At 71.3% G+C, this 16213-nt stretch carries 19 protein-coding genes; 11 read left to right on the top strand and 8 right to left on the bottom strand.

Features of this window, described 5'->3' with window-relative positions:
- Positions 1 to 227: 227 nt before the first annotated feature.
- Positions 228 to 488 (bottom strand): UBP-type zinc finger domain-containing protein, encoded by a 261-nt coding sequence (locus OG254_RS32550; RefSeq protein ID WP_405588834.1) that lies wholly within the window; start codon positions 486 to 488, stop codon positions 228 to 230.
- A 277-nt stretch (positions 489 to 765) separates the two neighbouring features.
- Here OG254_RS32550 and OG254_RS32555 point away from each other — a divergent pair, with 277 nt between their 5' ends.
- On the top strand, positions 766 to 2361 hold the full coding sequence (locus tag OG254_RS32555; RefSeq protein WP_405588837.1) for a Na+/H+ antiporter: 1596 nt from the start codon (positions 766 to 768) through the stop codon (positions 2359 to 2361).
- A gap of 7 nt (positions 2362 to 2368) precedes the next feature.
- Here the strand turns inward: OG254_RS32555 and OG254_RS32560 are convergent, their stop codons facing one another.
- Together OG254_RS32560 and OG254_RS32565 are read right to left on the bottom strand one after the other, a co-directional pair.
- Complete coding sequence (locus OG254_RS32560; RefSeq protein ID WP_405588840.1) at positions 2369 to 3289, bottom strand: 1-aminocyclopropane-1-carboxylate deaminase/D-cysteine desulfhydrase; 921 nt, start codon at positions 3287 to 3289, stop codon at positions 2369 to 2371.
- A gap of 32 nt (positions 3290 to 3321) precedes the next feature.
- Positions 3322 to 3912 (bottom strand): N-acetylmuramoyl-L-alanine amidase, encoded by a 591-nt coding sequence (locus tag OG254_RS32565; RefSeq protein ID WP_405588843.1) that lies wholly within the window; start codon positions 3910 to 3912, stop codon positions 3322 to 3324.
- A 294-nt stretch (positions 3913 to 4206) separates the two neighbouring features.
- Between OG254_RS32565 and OG254_RS32570 the strand changes: the two genes are divergently transcribed.
- The 3 genes from OG254_RS32570 (at position 4207) to OG254_RS32580 (ending at position 7966) form a co-directional block, all read left to right on the top strand.
- The gene (locus tag OG254_RS32570) at positions 4207 to 5613 is read left to right on the top strand and encodes a family 2B encapsulin nanocompartment shell protein (RefSeq protein ID WP_405588846.1); all 1407 of its coding nucleotides are present in this window, start codon (positions 4207 to 4209) and stop codon (positions 5611 to 5613) included.
- A 153-nt stretch (positions 5614 to 5766) separates the two neighbouring features.
- Complete coding sequence (locus OG254_RS32575) at positions 5767 to 6894, top strand: family 2 encapsulin nanocompartment cargo protein polyprenyl transferase (RefSeq protein ID WP_405588849.1); 1128 nt, start codon at positions 5767 to 5769, stop codon at positions 6892 to 6894.
- A gap of 478 nt (positions 6895 to 7372) precedes the next feature.
- On the top strand, positions 7373 to 7966 hold the full coding sequence (locus tag OG254_RS32580; RefSeq protein ID WP_405588852.1) for a GNAT family N-acetyltransferase: 594 nt from the start codon (positions 7373 to 7375) through the stop codon (positions 7964 to 7966).
- Between the two features lie 28 nt (positions 7967 to 7994).
- On the opposite strand, the gene OG254_RS32585 is transcribed toward OG254_RS32580, so the two are convergent.
- Complete coding sequence (locus tag OG254_RS32585) at positions 7995 to 8585, bottom strand: TetR/AcrR family transcriptional regulator (RefSeq protein ID WP_405588854.1); 591 nt, start codon at positions 8583 to 8585, stop codon at positions 7995 to 7997.
- A gap of 135 nt (positions 8586 to 8720) precedes the next feature.
- On the opposite strand from OG254_RS32585, the gene OG254_RS32590 reads away from it, so the two are divergent.
- The 6 genes from OG254_RS32590 (at position 8721) to OG254_RS32615 (ending at position 11875) form a co-directional block, all read left to right on the top strand.
- Positions 8721 to 9305 (top strand): dihydrofolate reductase family protein, encoded by a 585-nt coding sequence (locus OG254_RS32590; RefSeq protein WP_405588857.1) that lies wholly within the window; start codon positions 8721 to 8723, stop codon positions 9303 to 9305.
- Between the two features lie 26 nt (positions 9306 to 9331).
- Positions 9332 to 9535: a hypothetical protein gene (locus OG254_RS32595; RefSeq protein WP_405588860.1), complete on the top strand. Its 204-nt coding sequence runs from the start codon at positions 9332 to 9334 to the stop codon at positions 9533 to 9535.
- A 96-nt stretch (positions 9536 to 9631) separates the two neighbouring features.
- Positions 9632 to 10048 carry a YciI family protein gene (locus OG254_RS32600; protein WP_405588862.1) on the top strand — a complete coding sequence of 139 codons (417 nt, stop codon included), beginning with the start codon at positions 9632 to 9634 and terminating at the stop codon, positions 10046 to 10048.
- A gap of 31 nt (positions 10049 to 10079) precedes the next feature.
- Positions 10080 to 11306: an RNA polymerase sigma factor gene (locus tag OG254_RS32605; RefSeq protein WP_405588865.1), complete on the top strand. Its 1227-nt coding sequence runs from the start codon at positions 10080 to 10082 to the stop codon at positions 11304 to 11306.
- Positions 11307 to 11315: 9 nt separating this feature from the next.
- A complete protein-coding gene (locus OG254_RS32610; protein WP_405588868.1) occupies positions 11316 to 11648 on the top strand; it encodes a DUF952 domain-containing protein in 333 nt (110 codons plus the stop codon).
- On the top strand, positions 11645 to 11875 hold the full coding sequence (locus OG254_RS32615; protein ID WP_405588870.1) for a hypothetical protein: 231 nt from the start codon (positions 11645 to 11647) through the stop codon (positions 11873 to 11875). Before OG254_RS32610 ends, OG254_RS32615 begins: the two co-directional genes overlap by 4 nt.
- Here the strand turns inward: OG254_RS32615 and OG254_RS32620 are convergent.
- From OG254_RS32620 to sodN, 3 genes are all read right to left on the bottom strand, one after another.
- Positions 11872 to 12627 (bottom strand): VOC family protein, encoded by a 756-nt coding sequence (locus OG254_RS32620; protein ID WP_405588873.1) that lies wholly within the window; start codon positions 12625 to 12627, stop codon positions 11872 to 11874. The two genes, OG254_RS32615 and OG254_RS32620, sit on opposite strands and share 4 nt — an antisense overlap.
- Before the next feature lie 109 nt (positions 12628 to 12736).
- Entirely contained in the window at positions 12737 to 14161 is a 1425-nt protein-coding gene (locus OG254_RS32625; RefSeq protein WP_405595308.1) for a glycosyltransferase family 39 protein, read from the bottom strand.
- Positions 14162 to 14671: 510 nt separating this feature from the next.
- Complete coding sequence (gene sodN / locus OG254_RS32630; RefSeq protein ID WP_005480378.1) at positions 14672 to 15067, bottom strand: superoxide dismutase, Ni; 396 nt, start codon at positions 15065 to 15067, stop codon at positions 14672 to 14674.
- 145 nt (positions 15068 to 15212) lie between these two features.
- On the opposite strand from sodN, the gene sodX reads away from it, so the two are divergent.
- Complete coding sequence (sodX, locus tag OG254_RS32635; protein WP_405588877.1) at positions 15213 to 15647, top strand: nickel-type superoxide dismutase maturation protease; 435 nt, start codon at positions 15213 to 15215, stop codon at positions 15645 to 15647.
- Here the strand turns inward: sodX and OG254_RS32640 are convergent.
- On the bottom strand, positions 15551 to 16180 hold the full coding sequence (locus tag OG254_RS32640) for a CGNR zinc finger domain-containing protein (protein ID WP_351192104.1): 630 nt from the start codon (positions 16178 to 16180) through the stop codon (positions 15551 to 15553). The two genes, sodX and OG254_RS32640, sit on opposite strands and share 97 nt — an antisense overlap.
- Positions 16181 to 16213 lie beyond the last annotated feature (33 nt).

Consider the following 16213-nt stretch of genomic DNA (forward strand, 5'->3'; position numbering starts at 1 on the left):
CCCCCCGGGGTAACGCGATGGTTGGTTCAGCGGTGACGCTACCGCGCTCTGAACTTTCCTGTCCCCAGGACCCCAACCCCTTGCTGTCACTCATAGTAAACACACGGATACGCTCCGTGGCTAGGGGGTCTGCGGGCCCAATTGGGAAGAGCGCGCGCCGGTTTGACGTACCCAGACGTCAGACGGTCGAACCGTCCGGATCCCCAGTGGTCCAGCGTACGTCGGCGTCACACCAGTACGTGGTCGACAAAGCACCAGCGCCACTGCTCGCCGGGCTCGAACGTCCGCATGATCGGGTGCCCGGACTCCTTGTGGTGCTCCGTGGCGTGCCGTCCCGGCGAGGAGTCGCAGCAGCCGACGTGACCGCAGCTGAGGCACAGCCGCAGCTGCACCGGGTGCCAGCCCTCCGCCAGACACTTGGGGCACGTCTCGCTGAGCGGACTGGGTTCCGGGTGCGGCAGCGCGTCGGCATGCGTGCACTGTTTCATGATTGCCAGGTTACGACGGCCACGCGCACACCCGCGCGGAAAAAACGAGGGCGGGCTGCGGAGACGATGAACGAGGGCGGGCGACGACCATGATCGGGGGCGCCGACAAGGCGGCGCGCGGACCCGGGCGAGCGCTGCTCGGCGGGGGCGGGCGGATGATGAGGGACGGTCGCCGGCCGGGGGTGTCCGGCGCGTGCGGGGAGCGCGGGCGCCGGCCCGTGTCGAGTGACGGGCATCGGCGCGTCGGCGCCGGTGCGGGTGAGGGTGGGCGAGACGTATGGATGTGATGCCGCTGCTGTTGCTGGTGGCGGGCAGTGCCGCCGTGGCCGCGGCCGCTCGGCGCTCGCCCGTGCCGGCGCCGCTGCTGCTGGTCGCGGCCGGGCTCGCGGTTTCGTACGTGCCCGGCGTGCCCGAGTACACCCTCGACCCGCACATCGTCCTGCCGCTGGTGCTGCCCCCGCTGCTGCACAGTGCCGCGACGGACAGCTCGTACCTCGATCTGCGGGCGCAGATGCGGCCCGTGATGCTGCTGTCGGTCGGCTACGTGCTCTTCGCGACCTTCGCCGTCGGCTGGGTCGCCTATCTCGTCATCCCGGGACTGCCGCTGACCGCGGCGCTGGTGCTGGGCGCGGTGGTGGCGCCGCCGGACGCGGTCGCCGCGACGGCGGTCGCCCGCCGGGTCGGGCTGCCGTCGCGGATCACCACGATCCTTCAGGGCGAGTCCCTGGTGAACGACGCCACCGCGATCACCGCCTACCGGGTGGCCCTCGCGGCCGCCGTCGGAGAGGGCGCCACCTGGGCCGGCGGCATCGGGGAGTTCCTGCTCGCGGCGTTCGGCGGCATCGGCATGGGGCTGGTGCTGATGGTGCCGATCCACTGGCTGCGCACCCATGTGAAGGAGGTGCTGCTGCAGAACACGCTCTCGCTGCTGATCCCGTTCGTCGCGTACGCGGCCGCCGAGCAGGTGCACGCCTCCGGAGTGCTGGCGGTCGTCGTCGTCGCGCTCTACCTGGGGCACCGCGCGTGGGAGGTCGACTTCGCCACCCGGCTCCAGGAGGGGGCGGTGTGGAGGATGGTGACCTTCGTGCTGGAGTCGGCGGTGTTCGCGCTGATCGGACTGCAACTGCCGGTGGTCCTCAAGGGCCTCGGGGAGTACGAGGGCACCCGTGCCGCCTGGTACGCGATCGCCGTCTTCCTCGTGGTGATCGTCTCGCGGTTCGTGTGGGTGTATCCGGCGACGTTCCTGCCGCGCATGATGTCCGCCAGGATCCGGGAGCGGGAGAAGAACCCGACGTGGAAGGGCGCGTTCATCATCGCCTGGGCCGGCATGAGAGGCGTCGTCTCGCTGGCGATCGCCTTCTCCATCCCGCTCACCGTGCACGGCGGCGGCGACTTCCCCGAGCGCAACCTCATCCTCTTCCTCACCTTCACGACGGTCATCGGCACCCTGGTCGTCCAGGGCGTGACGCTGCCCTCGCTGGTCCGCGTGCTGAAGGTCCCCGGCCGCGACTCTCAGGCCGAGACCCTCGCCGAGGCGAACGCCCAGGCACAGGCCTCCCGCGCCGCCGAACAACGCCTGGAGGAACTCCTCTCCGACGAACGCAACGCCCTCCCCGAGTCCCTGGCCGACCGCCTGCGGGCCGTCCTGGAACGCCGCCGCAACTCCGTCTGGGAACGCCTGGGCCAGTCCAACCCCATCACCGGCGAGTCCGTCGACGACACCTACCGCCGACTGTCCCGCGAGGCGATCGGCACCGAACGCGCGGTCTTCGTGCGGCTGCGCGACGGCCGCTACATCGACGACGAGATGCTGCGAACGCTGCTGCGCAGACTGGACCTGGAGGAGGCGGCGGCCTATCGGGAGGCCGAGTGAGGGCCGGTCACCCGGGGAACGGAGCCCCGGTGACGACCGCCGCGATCACCGTCCCGCGCGGGAAGGCCCCCTCCTCGGCCAGCGCGACAAGCCCATACAGCAACTTGGCGACATAGAGACGCTCGACACGTACGTCGTGCCGCTCCTCGAAGTCCTCTGCGAAGGCGTCCAGTTCCGGGGTCGTACGGGCGTACCCACCGAAGTGGAACCGCTCGTCCAGCCGCCATTCGCCCCGGGGCCCGCCGAACGTCTCGGCCTGCAGGTCCCGTATGTCGTCGCCCAGGAAGCCGCCCTTGAGGACGGGCACGCCCAGGGCTCGCTGTTCAGGGCCGAGCCCGGCGGCGAGGCCCGCCAGGGTTCCGCCCGTGCCGCAGGCGACCGCGACCACGTCGGCCTTCCCGCGCAGCTCCTCGCCGAGCTTCCTGCACCCTCGTACGGCAAGGGCATTGCTGCCGCCCTCCGGGACGACGTACGCGTCCTGCGCACCGGCCGCGCGCAGGACGGCCGCCAGGGTCCGCGGCTCGGTCTTGTGGCGGTACGTCGATCTGTCGACGAAATGCAGGCGCATGCCGTCGGCCACGCACCGGGCGAGTGACGGGTTGAGGGGCCGGTCGGCCAGCTCCTGGCCGCGCACCACGCCGACCGTGGGCAGGCCGAGGAGGCGGCCCGCGGCGGCGGTGGCACGCAGGTGGTTGGAGTAGGCGCCGCCGAAGGTGAGCACGGTGCGACCGGCGGCGGCCGCGAGGTTCGGCGCGAGCTTGCGCCACTTGTTGCCGATCAGCTCCGGGTGGATCAGGTCGTCCCGCTTGAGCAGCAGACGCAGACCGCGACGGGTGAACCGTTCGTCCGACGTCTCCTGCAAGGGGGAGGGGAGGCGGGGGCGGAGGGTGGTGAGGTCGGGGTCGGGCGCGGTGTCGGGGCTGGGCACCCGCTCATTGTCGCGCGCACCCCGCTGCCGCCCTACCTGAGCCGCTCCCCGATCCGCGCCCGCATCGCGGCCATCGTGAACCCGCGCGGATCCACCTTCCCGGGCTGCCACTCCAGATGGCCGATCACCGACCGTTCCGTCCAGCCGTGATGGCGGCAGACGGCAGCCGAGACACGTTCGATCGCGTCCAGCTGGGGCTCGGGCCACGGATCCACTCCGTCACCCAGGTTCTCGCACTCGAAGCCGTAGAAATGGCGGTTGCCGTCGGTGTTGGCCTCGTTGTCGGGCGGCAGGGCCGTCTCCGCGATGACGGCGCGCAGGACGTCGTCGTCGCCGAGGCCGGCGTGGTTGGCGCGGCCGTAGCCGACGAGGTGGACCCTGCCGTCCTTGGTGATGACGCCGAGGCAGAGCGGGCCCGGCAGCCCTTCATAGCCGTTGCGGCACAGCTCCACCGTGTGTGCGCTGCCCTTGGTCACGGTGTGGTGGATCATCACGCCGTGGACGGGGCCCCATGGGCCCACGTGATTGCGGTTGTGGTGCTCCCAGTCGCCGACCTCGACGACGGTCGAGCCCTCCGCCCGGAGTCTCTCCAGGAACCTGCTCGCGGACATGGGTGTGGCCACGGCCGCCCCCTTCATGCCGTGCGCCGGCCGCTGTGTGCGGCCGCCTCGTACCGGTGCTCTACCGAAAACGGGCAGAGGGGACTCCTCGAATCGCACTTTGTGCGAGTCGTTTTGGACAGTCGTCGGCAGCGGTTCCGGTGGACAAGGTCCTCCTACTTGCCCAGTGGCCCGTGATCCATTCCCGCTCTTTCGTGTAATAGCACCGGCACGCTCCGTAATGGAAAGCTCGGTGGTGCAGATCGCGATGCGTGGCGCCAGATCGGCGTCGGCGCATGACCGGGAGGGCAATTCCTTATGTCGGTAGGCGAAGAGGTCCGCACTGAGCAGGGCAAGCCGCAGCAGAGTCTCGGCACGGCGGCCGCGCGGAACCTGGCCACCACGACCAAGTCCGCGCCGCAGATGCAGGAGATCAGCTCCCGCTGGCTGCTGCGCATGCTGCCTTGGGTGAATGTGCAGGGCGGCACGTACCGGGTGAACCGGCGACTGACCTACGCCGTCGGGGACGGCCGTATCACGTTCGTCAAGACCGGCGATCGCGTCGAGGTCATCCCCGCCGAGCTGTGCGAACTGCCGGCGCTGCGGTCGTACGAGGACGAGGAGGTGCTCTCGGAGCTCGCCCAGCGCTGCCAGCAGCGGGAGTTCGCGGCGGGCGCCGTGGTCGCCTCGTTCGGCAGCCAGACCGACGAGGTGTACCTGCTGGCGCACGGCAGGGTGGAGAAGCTCGGCACCGGCCCCTACGGCGAGGACGAGTCCCTCGGCGTCCTGGCCGACGGCGCCTATCTCGGTGATCAGGCCCTGCTGGACGCCGACGCCATCTGGGAGTACTCCGTCCGTGCGGTCACCGCCTGCACGGTGCTCGTGCTGCCCCGCCAGGACGTCGAGCAGGTCGCGGAGCGCGCCGACTCGCTGCGCGAGCACCTCGAACAGCTGCGGGCGATCCCGGAGCAGCGCACCAACAAGTACGGCGAGCGGGAGATCGACCTCGCGGCCGGCCACAGCGGCGAGCCCGACATCCCGCACACCTTCGTCGACTACGAGGCCAGGCCCCGTGAGTACGAACTGAGCGTCGCTCAGACCGTCCTGCGCATCCACTCGCGCGTGGCCGACCTCTACAACCAGCCGATGAACCAGACCGAGCAGCAGTTGCGGCTGACCGTGGAGGCGCTGAAGGAGCGCCAGGAGCACGAGCTCATCAACAACCGCGAGTTCGGGCTGCTCAACAACTGCGAGTACGACCAGCGGCTCCAGCCGCACGACGGTGTGCCCAGCCCCGACGACATGGACGAGCTGCTGTGCCGGCGCCGCGGCACCAAGCTGTTCCTCGCCCACCCGCGCGCGATCTCCGCGTTCGGGCGTGAGCTCAACAAGCGCGGACTGGTGCCCGAGACCATCGAGATGGCCGGCAACCGCATCCCCACCTGGCGCGGTGTGCCGATCTTCCCGTGCAACAAGATCCCGGTCACCGACGCCCGGACGACCTCGATCATCGCCATGCGTACCGGCGAGGGGGAGCAGGGCGTCATCGGGCTCCAGCAGTCGGGCATCCCGGACGAGATCGAGCCGAGCCTGTCCTGCCGCTTCATGGGCATCAACGAACAGGCCATCATCAAGTACCTGGTGACGGCGTACTACTCGGCCGCGGTCCTGGTGCCGGACGCCCTCGGCGTGCTGGAGAACGTCGAGATCGGGCGCTGGCGGTGACCTTCCCCGCCCGGCGCGGCTTCGCCGGCACTCTCGTCGGAGTCGCGCCGTGTCCCGTGTCCTTCGCGTGGGTAGACCTTCGGGGTAGGCGCCCAGCCGTAGCGGAAGTGCCACTGTCCGCCGACTCTCCGAGGCGATGCCATGGGTGAGTTCATGACGGAGACGCAGCAACGCCCCGCCGGGGCGCGGCCGTCCACCGAGACGCTCGAAGGGCGGGGGCCCATCGCGACCGAAGGGGACGGCACGCCGGGTCCGCTCGACGGCCCCGAGGCGGCGGTGATCCTGGAGCGTGCGCGGGCCTCGGTCGACCCCGAACTGCGCGCCGCGATCGAGTCGCTGCCACCCTCCATGCGCCGGATCGCGCTCTACCACTTCGGCTGGGCACACCCGGACGGCACTCCGGCGGCGGGCAACGCGGGCAAGGCGATCCGTCCCGCCCTCGTCCTCACGGCGGCCGCCGCGCTCGGCGGACCGGGGGCACGGGCGGCGGCCGTACCGGTGGCGGTCGCGGTGGAGCTGGTCCACAACTTCACCTTGCTGCACGACGACGTGATGGACCAGGACACCACCCGTCGGCACCGGCCCACCGCATGGGCCGTGTTCGGTGAGCCCGACGCGATCCTCGCCGGTGACGCGCTCCAGGCACTGGCCCTGCGGCTGCTGGCCGAGGATCCGCACCCGGCGTCCGCCGCGGCGGCGGCCCGGCTCGCGGACTGCGTCGTCGAGCTGTGCGCGGGACAGCACGCGGACACGGCGCTGGAGCGGCGCGGCCCGGGCGAGGTCGGGCTCGACGAGGTGCTCGCCATGGCCGAGGCCAAGACCGGTGCGCTGCTCGGGTGCGCCTGTGCCGTCGGTGCGCTGTACGCGGGCGCGGCGCAGGAGGATGTGGCGGCGCTGGACGCGTTCGGCCGTGAGGCCGGGCTCGCCTTCCAGCTCATCGACGACGTGATCGGTATATGGGGCGACCCGAGCCACACCGGCAAGCCGGCCGGTTCGGACCTCGCCGCCCGCAAGAAGTCCCTGCCGGTGGTTGCCGCGCTGACCTCCGGCGGTCCGGCGGCGGCAGAGCTGGCAGCGCTGTACGAGAGGCCCTACGACAAGGAGGACCTGCAGCGCACGGCGCTCGCCGTCGAGCAGGCGGGTGGTCGTGACTGGGCGCAGGCCCAGGCCGCCGACCGGATGGCCCGCGCCATGCAGGCGCTGGTCCGCGCGGTGCCCGAACCGGAGGACGCGGGCGGACTGCTCGCCCTGGCCGAGTTCGTGACGCGGCGCAGCAACTGAGGGCATCGGCAGCCGCCCGACGTACCACGCGAGACGGTGGGCGGCGGCCGACGGTCGTAGAGACTCCGGAGCTCCGGGGCCGTACGGTTCCTGACCCCGTACGGCCCGCCGGCGGCTCCGGACCGACGGGTCCCGCACATCCCCACGGTGTGCGGGGCCCGCCCTTGTGCACCGGCGCCGGATCCCGACGGGTGCCGCCCGGATCTCGACGGGTGCCGCCCGGATCTCGACGGGTGCCGCCCGGATCTCGACGGGTGCCGCCCGGATCTCGACGGGTGCCGCCCGGATACCGACGCGTGCCGCCCAGACCCCGACGCGTACCGGCTGGATCTCGACGGGTAGCCCGCCGGATCCCGACGGGTACCCCGCCCGATTCCTTGCACCGCCCGGATCTCGACAAAATGGCTGCGCGGACGCCGTGTCCACGTCATCCGTCCTACGATCAAGGCCGGTTGAGACGAAGGGGCGGGTACACATCATGGGCGTCGCGATCCGGTCGGCGGGCGAGGAGGACCGGGAGCTGTTGGTGCGGCTGCTGGACGCGGCCTTCCAGGACGATCCGGTCAGCGGCTGGGTCTTCCCGGGCGAGGAGCATCGCCGTACCACCCACCACAAGTTGATGGCGGCGTTCACCGACATCGTGCTCGCCCATGGCCGTGTCGACGTCACCGAGGACGGCAGCGCGTGCGCGCTGTGGATGTCCGTGCCGGCCGAGGCGCACGGTCAGGACGAAGAAGGCCCGGCCCGGCTGCGTGCAGCCGTCGATCCGGAGAACGAGCGCGTCGAGCAGATAGGCCGGCTGACGGCCGCCATCCACCCGGAGGGCGAGGCCCACGAGTACCTGTGGATGATCGGCACCGCGCCCGGGCGGCAGGGCGAGGGTCTCGGCAGCGCGCTCATCGCCTCGGTCCTCGACCGCTGCGACGAGGAGGGCGTGGCCGCCTACCTGGAGGCGAGCAGCGCCCGCAGCCGGCATCTGTACGAGCGGCTCGGCTTCGAGCTCAAGGGCCGCCCCCTCGACCTCCCGGACGGCCCCCGGATGTGGCCGATGTGGCGCGAGCCGCGCAGCTGAGCGCAGCCCCTCTCCCCGACCCCTGCCCCTACCGGTCCGGCACGATCGTCGCCGCGATCCGCTCCACCAGCCCGTCCGGCACGCTCACCCCGGGCAGCACGCCGTCCAGTACGTCCGGCAGCGTCAGGTGCTCCAGGAGCAGCCCCAGCATCGCGAGATAGAGCACGGTGACGACCTCGTCGCCGCCGGGCAGCCCGGCGGCGCGATGGAACTCGATGGCCTCGTCCAGGTCGCCGCGCACCGACTTGGTGAAGGAGGAGCGGAGCTCGGGGCGACGGGAGGCCTCCAGGCGCATCTCCATCATGGCCAGGTAGCCCGTGCGGTCTCGGGTGGCGCGGGCCATCAGGTCGTGCATGAAGGCGGTGACCAGTGCGCGGTCCTTCGGCCGGGTCAGCAGCCCGGCGATCACCTCCGGGTCGGGCGCGAGCCGTACATGCAGCCGGGCGTCGATCTGGCGGAGCAGTTCGTCGCGCCCGGTGAAGTAGTTGGAGGAGGTGCCGACCGGCACCCCCGCCTCGGCGTCCACCGCGCGGAAGGTCAGCCCGCGCGCCCCTTCACGAGCCAGCACCTCGACGCCCGCGTCGACGAGGGCGGCCCGGCGCTCCGGATTGCCCGCCATTCGGAATCCCCTCTCTCACTTTCCCCGGTCCCGTAAACGCACCCGTAAATACCTTGCAACCACTACAAGCGAAGTACTACAACTGGAGCACTACAACCGGAGTGGTTGTTCGTCACCCTACGAAAAGAGACCGGCTTGCGAAAGCTCACCTACTTCATCGCGTGCTCGATCGACGGGTTCATCGGGGACCCGAGCGGCGATGCCACGGCGATGTACCCCTTCGTCGACGCGGAGTTCCTGGAGTTCCTCAAGACGGAGCACCCGGAGACCATGTCGACGCCCGGTCGCCGGGCCCTCGGCTTCGACGACCTGGAGAACAGGCTGTTCGACACCATCATCCAGGGCAGGTCCAGCTACGACCTGGCCCTGAAGGAGGGTGTCACCAGCCCCTACGCCCATATGCGCCAGTACGTAGCCTCGCGCACGCTGACCGAGTCGCCCGACCCGCAGGTCGAGATCGTCGCGGCGGACGTGGTCGGCAAGGTCCGCGACCTCAAGGCCGAGGAGGGCGAGCTGGGCATCTACCTGTGCGGCGGTTCGCAGCTCGCCGGCGCGCTGTTCGACGAGATCGACGAGCTCGTCATCAAGACCTACCCCATCGTGTACGGCACGGGCATGCCGATGTTCGGCTCGGACTTCGCCGTCACGGAGTTCACCCTCGGCGAGGTGCGCTCGTTCGGCAACGGCGCCGTGGTTCGTACGTACAGCAGGAAGCGCTGAGCGGTCCGGCGCCCTACTCTGAGGGCATGGGCAGCCAAGAGCACGTCTGTCCCGACTGCGGACAGCCCGTCGACACGGTCGTCAAACGCCACAAGACGCTGGGCGCGTGGGTCCCCACCTGGGTGGGCGGCCCGTGCCGGAACCCCGACTGCGCGGCCTTCGCCGAGGAGGGCGCCGGGCACGAGGAGCAGCCCGAGCAGCCCGATACACCCACCGCGAAAAATTCCTGAACCCCCTGTCGAGAATCCCGGCCCGGCTCCGACGTCCCCTGTGAGAGCCGCCCACCGAGGGTGGCCCGAGCCGACGGAAGTAGAAGGAGCGGACTGATGAAGTACCTGGTCATGGTGCAGGGCACGCAGGCGGACTACGACGCGATGCAGGGCAAGGGGTCCCCGGGCTCCGTGGCCTGGACCCAGGAGGACATCCAGGCGATGTTCGCCTGGATGGGGGCCATCAACAACGACCTCGCCGAGACCGGCGAGATGATCGACGCACAGGGGCTGGCCGAACCCGCGAAGACGCGGCACGTCACCCTGGGCGACGACGGCAAGGCCGTGATCACCGACGGGCCGTACAGCGAGACCAAGGAATTGCTGGCCGGCTACTGGGTGCTGGACTGCGCGAGCCTGGAGCGGGTCACCGAGATCGCCGAGCGCGTCCTCCAGTGCCCCCAGCCCGCCGGCGCCCCCCTGTACCCGGTGGTGATCCGGGCCATCGGCGAGGCCCCGGAAGACATCGGCTGAGCCGTACGACACGTCGCGCACCGAGCCGTACATGAGCGCCACACCCGAGACCGAGGACCTGCTGCGCCGCCACGCGCCGCAGGTCCTCGGCGCGCTGGTCAGGCGGTACGGCCACTTCGACAGCGCCGAGGACGCCGTACAGGAAGCGCTGCTCGCCGCGGCCGAGCAGTGGCCGCGCACCGGCGTCCCGGACAACCCGCGCGGTTGGCTGATCAGGGTCGGCGCACGCCGGCTGACCGACACCCTGCGTGCGGAGGAGGCACGCCGGGCCCGGGAGGAGAAGGTCGCGGCGCTCTCGCCACGGGACGCCTTCACGGCCCCGCCGCCGGGTGCGGACCGCGCTCCCCGCGAGGACGACACCCTCACCCTGCTCTTCCTCAGCTGCCATCCGAACCTGACCCCGCCCGCCCAGATCGCCCTCACCCTCCGTGCCGTCGGCGGTCTGACCACGGCGGAGATCGCCCGCGCGTACCTGGTCCCCGAGGCCACGATGGCCCAGCGCATCAGCCGGGCCAAGCAGAAGGTGCGCGGGGTGCGCTTCGGGCGGCCCGACCACTGGGACGAGCGTCTGCCCGCGGTCCTGCAGACCCTGTACCTGATCTTCAACGAGGGCTATACGGCCACCTCGGGCACGAACCTCCAGCGCCGCGAACTCGCCGGCGAGGCGATCCGGCTGACCCGCGAGGTCCACCGCCTCCTCCCGGACCACGGCGAGGTGGCCGGCCTGCTCGCCCTGATGCTGCTCACCGACGCCCGCCGCGACGCGCGCACCGGCCCGCACGGCGAGCTCGTCCCGCTCGACGAACAGGACCGCGACCGCTGGGACAAGGCGGCGATCGACGAGGGCGTCGCCCTGGTCACCCGGGCTCTGTCCCGGGGGCCCGCCGGCCCGTACCAGCTGCGCGCCGCCATCGCCGCCGTGCACGACGAGGCGCCCTGCGCGGCCAGGACCGACTGGCGGGAGATCCTCGGCCTCTACGACGTCCTGCTACGACTCGTCCCCGGGCCCGTCGAGCGCCTCAACCGCGCGGTCGCCGTCGCCATGGTCCAGGGGCCGCGTGCCGGACTTGCCGAACTGGCGCAGCTGGAGGACGAGTTGGGTGCCGGACACCGCCTGGACGCGGTCCGGGGGCACCTCCTGGAGCGGGCCGGCGCCCCTGACGAGGCCCGCGCCGCCTACGAGGCCGCGGCCGCCAAGACACTGAGCCTGCCCGAACAGCGCTATCTGCACGCGCGGGCGGCACGGCTGAGGCCGTAATCTCGCCCCATGGTCGAACGCACGTACATCCTCCACCTCACCGAACGCTCCCTGTGGGACGCGGCCCGCGAGCGCGGCACGTACGAGATGTCCACGCGCGGCCGCACGCTCCGGGAGGAGGGCTTCATCCACTGCTCGACCCGCGCCCAACTCCCTGCCGTGGCCGCCTTCCTGTACGGCTCCTACGACGGCCCCGACGAGCTGGTCGTCCTCGTCGTGGACCCCGCGCGGCTGGATGTGCCGCTGAAGTACGAGGCGCCGGAGCCCGGGGGCGAGGAGTTCCCGCATGTGTACGGGCCGATTCCGGTGGACGCGGTCGTGGACGTGGAGGTGTGGGGGTGACGGGACGCCGCCGGTTGTGGCGGTGGGTCGTGGTGGTGTGGGTGATCGTCGTGGCGGTGGCGGGCGCAGTGACGTGGTGGCTGGAGGACTCGGCGGAGCCGCCGGGGCCCTACCGCTGGGAGAACGCCGATCCGACGCCGGCGCTTCCGGAGGGCTGGGAGTCGGCGTGTGCGAGCGCCACGCCCGATGGATACGGCCAGACGCTCTGCTTCGTCAGGACCCGTTAGCCGGGCAGCCCGCCCGTCTCCGGATCCCGTCCCGTCAGGCAGTACGTCCCACCCGCCGGGTCGCGCATCACCGTCCAGTGGGCACCCTGGGCCACGAAGGTCGCGCCGAGCTCCTCGTGCCGGGCGCGGGTCGCCGGGATGTCCGCGCAGGCCAGATCCAGGTGGGCACCAGCCGTGGGGCGCTCTTGGCCCTGCCGCTCCTCGCCGAGCCGTTGGAGCAGGACGCGCACCGGCAGCCCGGCCGGGGGCCTCAGCACATGGAACTCGGGGAGCGAGCCCGGCACCGACTGCCAGCCGTCCAACAGGCCGCCCCAGAAGGCGACTTCGGCGTCGAACGCGGACGGCGGTACGCCCAGGCAGACCTGGTCGAGCCGGCTGCCGCGCACCACGGGTGGCCGTACCGACTCCCCCTGCCAGGGCACGGCACAGAACAACTGCCCGGCGGGGGAGCGCAGTACGGCCCACCCGTCGTGCTCGGCGGCGAGGTCCGCGCCGCGCCGGAGCGCCGACGCCACGAACTCCTCCACGTCGTCCACGGCGAAGTCGAGATGCGCGCCGCCGGGACCCGAGTCGACGCCCTGCGCCTTCACACAGGGGTCCGCCCCGCCGCCCGGCAGCAGGGTCACGAACTCGCCCTGCTCGCCACGGAAATCGGATAGCCAGGTGTCCGTCACCGCGGTCCAGAAGGTGTGGGCCCGGGCGAAGTCCGCGGCGGGGCGGTCGATGAACGCGTAGGTCCAGCGGATGCTCATGCGGTGATCGTAGAACCGCCGGCCCGGTCGCGCGCGGCGATATCCGTACGGCGGGCAAAGCGGTCACCACGCCTGCTTTGCAGGACCCTTACCAACCACGCGCCACCTTCTAGCGGCGGGCCCGCGTCGTGGCCGAGCTCGCCGGTCCGACCCGCTCGTACACCGTCACCCGCCGCCCGCGGACCTGTACGTCCGCCACGACCCTGAAGTGCTCCTCCAGCACCGCGGTCTTCGCCTTGTCGCGTTTCGCCGTCACCGCCCGGGCCACCTCGGGCACGTCGGTGACCAGCAGGATCCGCCCGTGAGTGAGCATCGCGGCCCGGATCCGGGCGGGATCCGCCTCCTCGCCCTTCAACGTCCGCGAGGCCAAAGGACTTCGCGCCAGCGCCACGTCCCGCAGCCCGGCGAAGTCGTCGGGGGAGACCAGGGCGGTGTCACGCCGGGCAGCGGGTATGAAGACCACGGCGTCCCCGGGCTCCTTCAGCCGCCGTACGTCCGCCGCCACCGCCAGGACGTCGTCCACCCGGCTCTCCGGAGAGCGCTTGGCCAGCGACTGCGGCAGCAGCGCCACGAACGCGACGGCGACCAGGACCGGGACGAGCCACGCCGACGCGCGCGGATGGCGGGGTCCGGCCGCCCGGGTCGCCGCACCCAGCGCCGCACCGATCAGCAGGGCCAGCCCCAGCATGCTGAACAGGATGTAGCGGTCCAGGAAGAGCGGGCGGACCAGGGAGAGCCCGAGGAGGCCGAGCTGGGGCACCGCCAGCAGGGGCAGCCCGACGGCCGCGACCGACAGCCGTCCCGCGCGCGGCCGGTCCAGCAGGGCCCCGAGACCGCCGAGCGCCAGCAGGATCGCCGGGCCGATGAGCATGTGCCAGGTCAACGAGGGGATCCAGGAGACCTGTTCGGACTGGCGCCGGCTGAACAGGATCAACGGCAGTACGGCCGTGACGGCGGCGGCCGCGGTCACCAGCCAGCGCGTCCACGTCGGCCGGCCGGCCCGCGTCCACACCAGCGTCGCCAGGTGCGCGGGCAGGACGAGCAGCGACAGCCAGTTCAGCAGCCCGCACACCGCGACCGTGCCCCCGTACGCGAGCCAGTGCACGGCTCGGCCGCGCCCCTGAAGCACGGTCACCAGCAGCAGGGTCGATATCCCGGCGCCCGCGGCGACCAGCGCGTACGGGCGTCCCTCCTGGAGGTAGAACTGCACGGCGGGCAGCAGCCCGAACACCAGCCCGCCCGCCAGGCCCGCCCGGGCTCCCGCCAGCCGACGACCGATTTCGGTGACACAGACCGCCGCGACCGCCATGGCCAGTACCGAGGGCAGTCGCAGCGCGGTGGTGCCGGGTCCGAAGCTTTCGAAGACGGCGTGCATCAGCAGGTAGTAGAGCCCGTGCACCGCGTCGACCTGCGCGAGCATGTCCCAGATGTCCCCGGCCGAGCGCCGGGCGACCTGCCAGGTGGCGGCCTCGTCGCGCCAGACGCTGTGCTGCCGGGACAGCCCCCACAGGCCGAGGGCGAGGGTCCACAGCAGGGGCACCGGCCACAGACGGGGGCGGCGGGGGTGAAGGGCTATTCGCGCCGGGATGTCACGGGAATCGTCGCCCGATGACCGATTGCCCAGGACATGGGCCCCTTGTGGCCAACGGGTTTCGGGCAAGGGAATTCTCCAGGGGATCGACATTCCATACGGCGGGGACAGGCCGCCGGGTGATGTGATCCCGCTCGCCCGCTGACGCGGAGCACGCCGGACTACGCCTCGACCTCGCAGGTCGAGACGGGACGTGAGCGTTGTTCGCCTTCCCCCGTGGGCCACCCGCCCCGCGGGTCGGCCGCAGGGGCGGAGGTGCCAAAAGCTACGTGACGGAGGTGATCCGCGGCCACTGGGGGGCGCGTGAATACAATCACCGCGCATTCACGGAACCATGGGTTCGTCGTAGCGTCGAATTGGTGCTTTTCACCGGTAATTGGCGGTTCCGGGCATGACGAAGGGGCCCCACCGGCGAACCGGTCGGGCCCCTTCGAGAAGCCAAGGAGACCTGGGTCAGGCCTTCTTGGTCTCCCAGAAGATCTTGTCGATCTGGGCAATGTAGTCCAGAGCCTTCTGACCGGTGGCCGGGTCGGTGGACGCCTTGGCGGCCGAGAGGGCCTTCAGGGCGTCGTTGACCAGCTGGTGCAGCTCCGGGTACTTCTCGAAGTGCGGGGGCTTGAAGTAGTCGCTCCAGAGCACCGAGACGTGGTGCTTCGCGAGCTCGGCGCGCTGCTCCTTGATGACGGTGGCACGCGCCTGGAAGTGCGGGTCGTCGTTGGCGGCCATCTTGTCCTGCACGGCCTTCACCGACTCCGCCTCGATGCGGGCCTGGGCCGGGTCGTACACACCGCAGGGCAGGTCGCAGTGTGCGCTGACCTTGACCTTGGGGGCAAACAGGCGGGAAAGCATGGAGCATTCCTTCCTCGTGATCGTCTTCTCAGGTGGGACATTACTCCCTGCAAGACGGGTTTTCGCGGGTGCCCCCATGGGCTTAGGACAAAAGTCCGGGGTGAGACTGAGACTGGTGGAGGACCCTACTGGGGAGGTGCCGGGGATGCCGGAGTTGTCGCAGGAGACCGAGCGCGGGCGGGCGGACCGGCCCTTCGGGTGGGCCGAGGTGACCGGGCCGTCGATGGTGCCCACGCTGTATCACGGCGACCTGCTCGTGGTCTCGCACCGGGGGCGGATCCGGCCGGGGGACGTCATCGTGCTGCGGCATCCGTTCCAGCAGGACCTGCTCGTCGTCAAGCGTGCCGTGGAGCGCCGCGAGGGCGGCTGGTGGGTGCTCGGGGACAACGCGTACGCGGGGGGTGACAGCACCGACTACGGGGTCGTACCGGACGAGCTGATCCTGGGCAGGGTCCGGCTGCGCTACCGGCCGCGCAAGCCGGATCAGCGCTCGCCGTTCGCGCTGGCGCGCTGGGCGCTGTCGGCCGTGCGGCCGCTGTTCGCCGACCGGTCGGCCTCCAGGCGCTTGCGGGCGCGGTAGGCGGCCACGTTCGCGCGGGTCGCGCAGCGGTCCGAGCAGTAGCGCCGGGAGCGGTTGGTGGAGGTGTCCAGGTAGGCGTTGCGGCACGGCGCCGCCTCGCACAGGCCCAGGCGGTCCACGCCGTACTCGGTGAGGTGGAAGGCGAGGCCCATCGCGGCGGTGGCGGCGTAGCCGGCGGTCGCGTTCGACGGGTGGTCCGCCAGGTGCATGTGCCACAGCGGGCGGCCGTCGTCGTCCCGGAAGTCGTGGCCGGAGATCTGCGGGCTCACCGGGAACTCCAGCAGCAGCGAGTTCAGCAGGTTCACCGCCAGTGCCTCGTCGCCCTCGTCAGCCGCCTCGAAGACCGCCCTCAGCCGCGCGCGCACCGAGCGGAAGCGGGTGACGTCGGCGTCGGTGGCGCGGCGGGCCGCCTCCTGGCTGACGCCGAACAGGTCGCGGATGGCCTCGACCGAGGTCAGCGAGTCCTTGCCCCGGGCCGGGTCCTCGCTGTTGACGAGACGTACGGCGTAGTCCGAGTAATAGGCCAGTTCCACTTGTAGTCCTTACGGAGGCGTTCTATCGTCGTC

This window comes from Streptomyces sp. NBC_01092 (genome assembly GCF_045039535.1).
GTDB lineage: Bacteria > Actinomycetota > Actinomycetes > Streptomycetales > Streptomycetaceae > Streptomyces.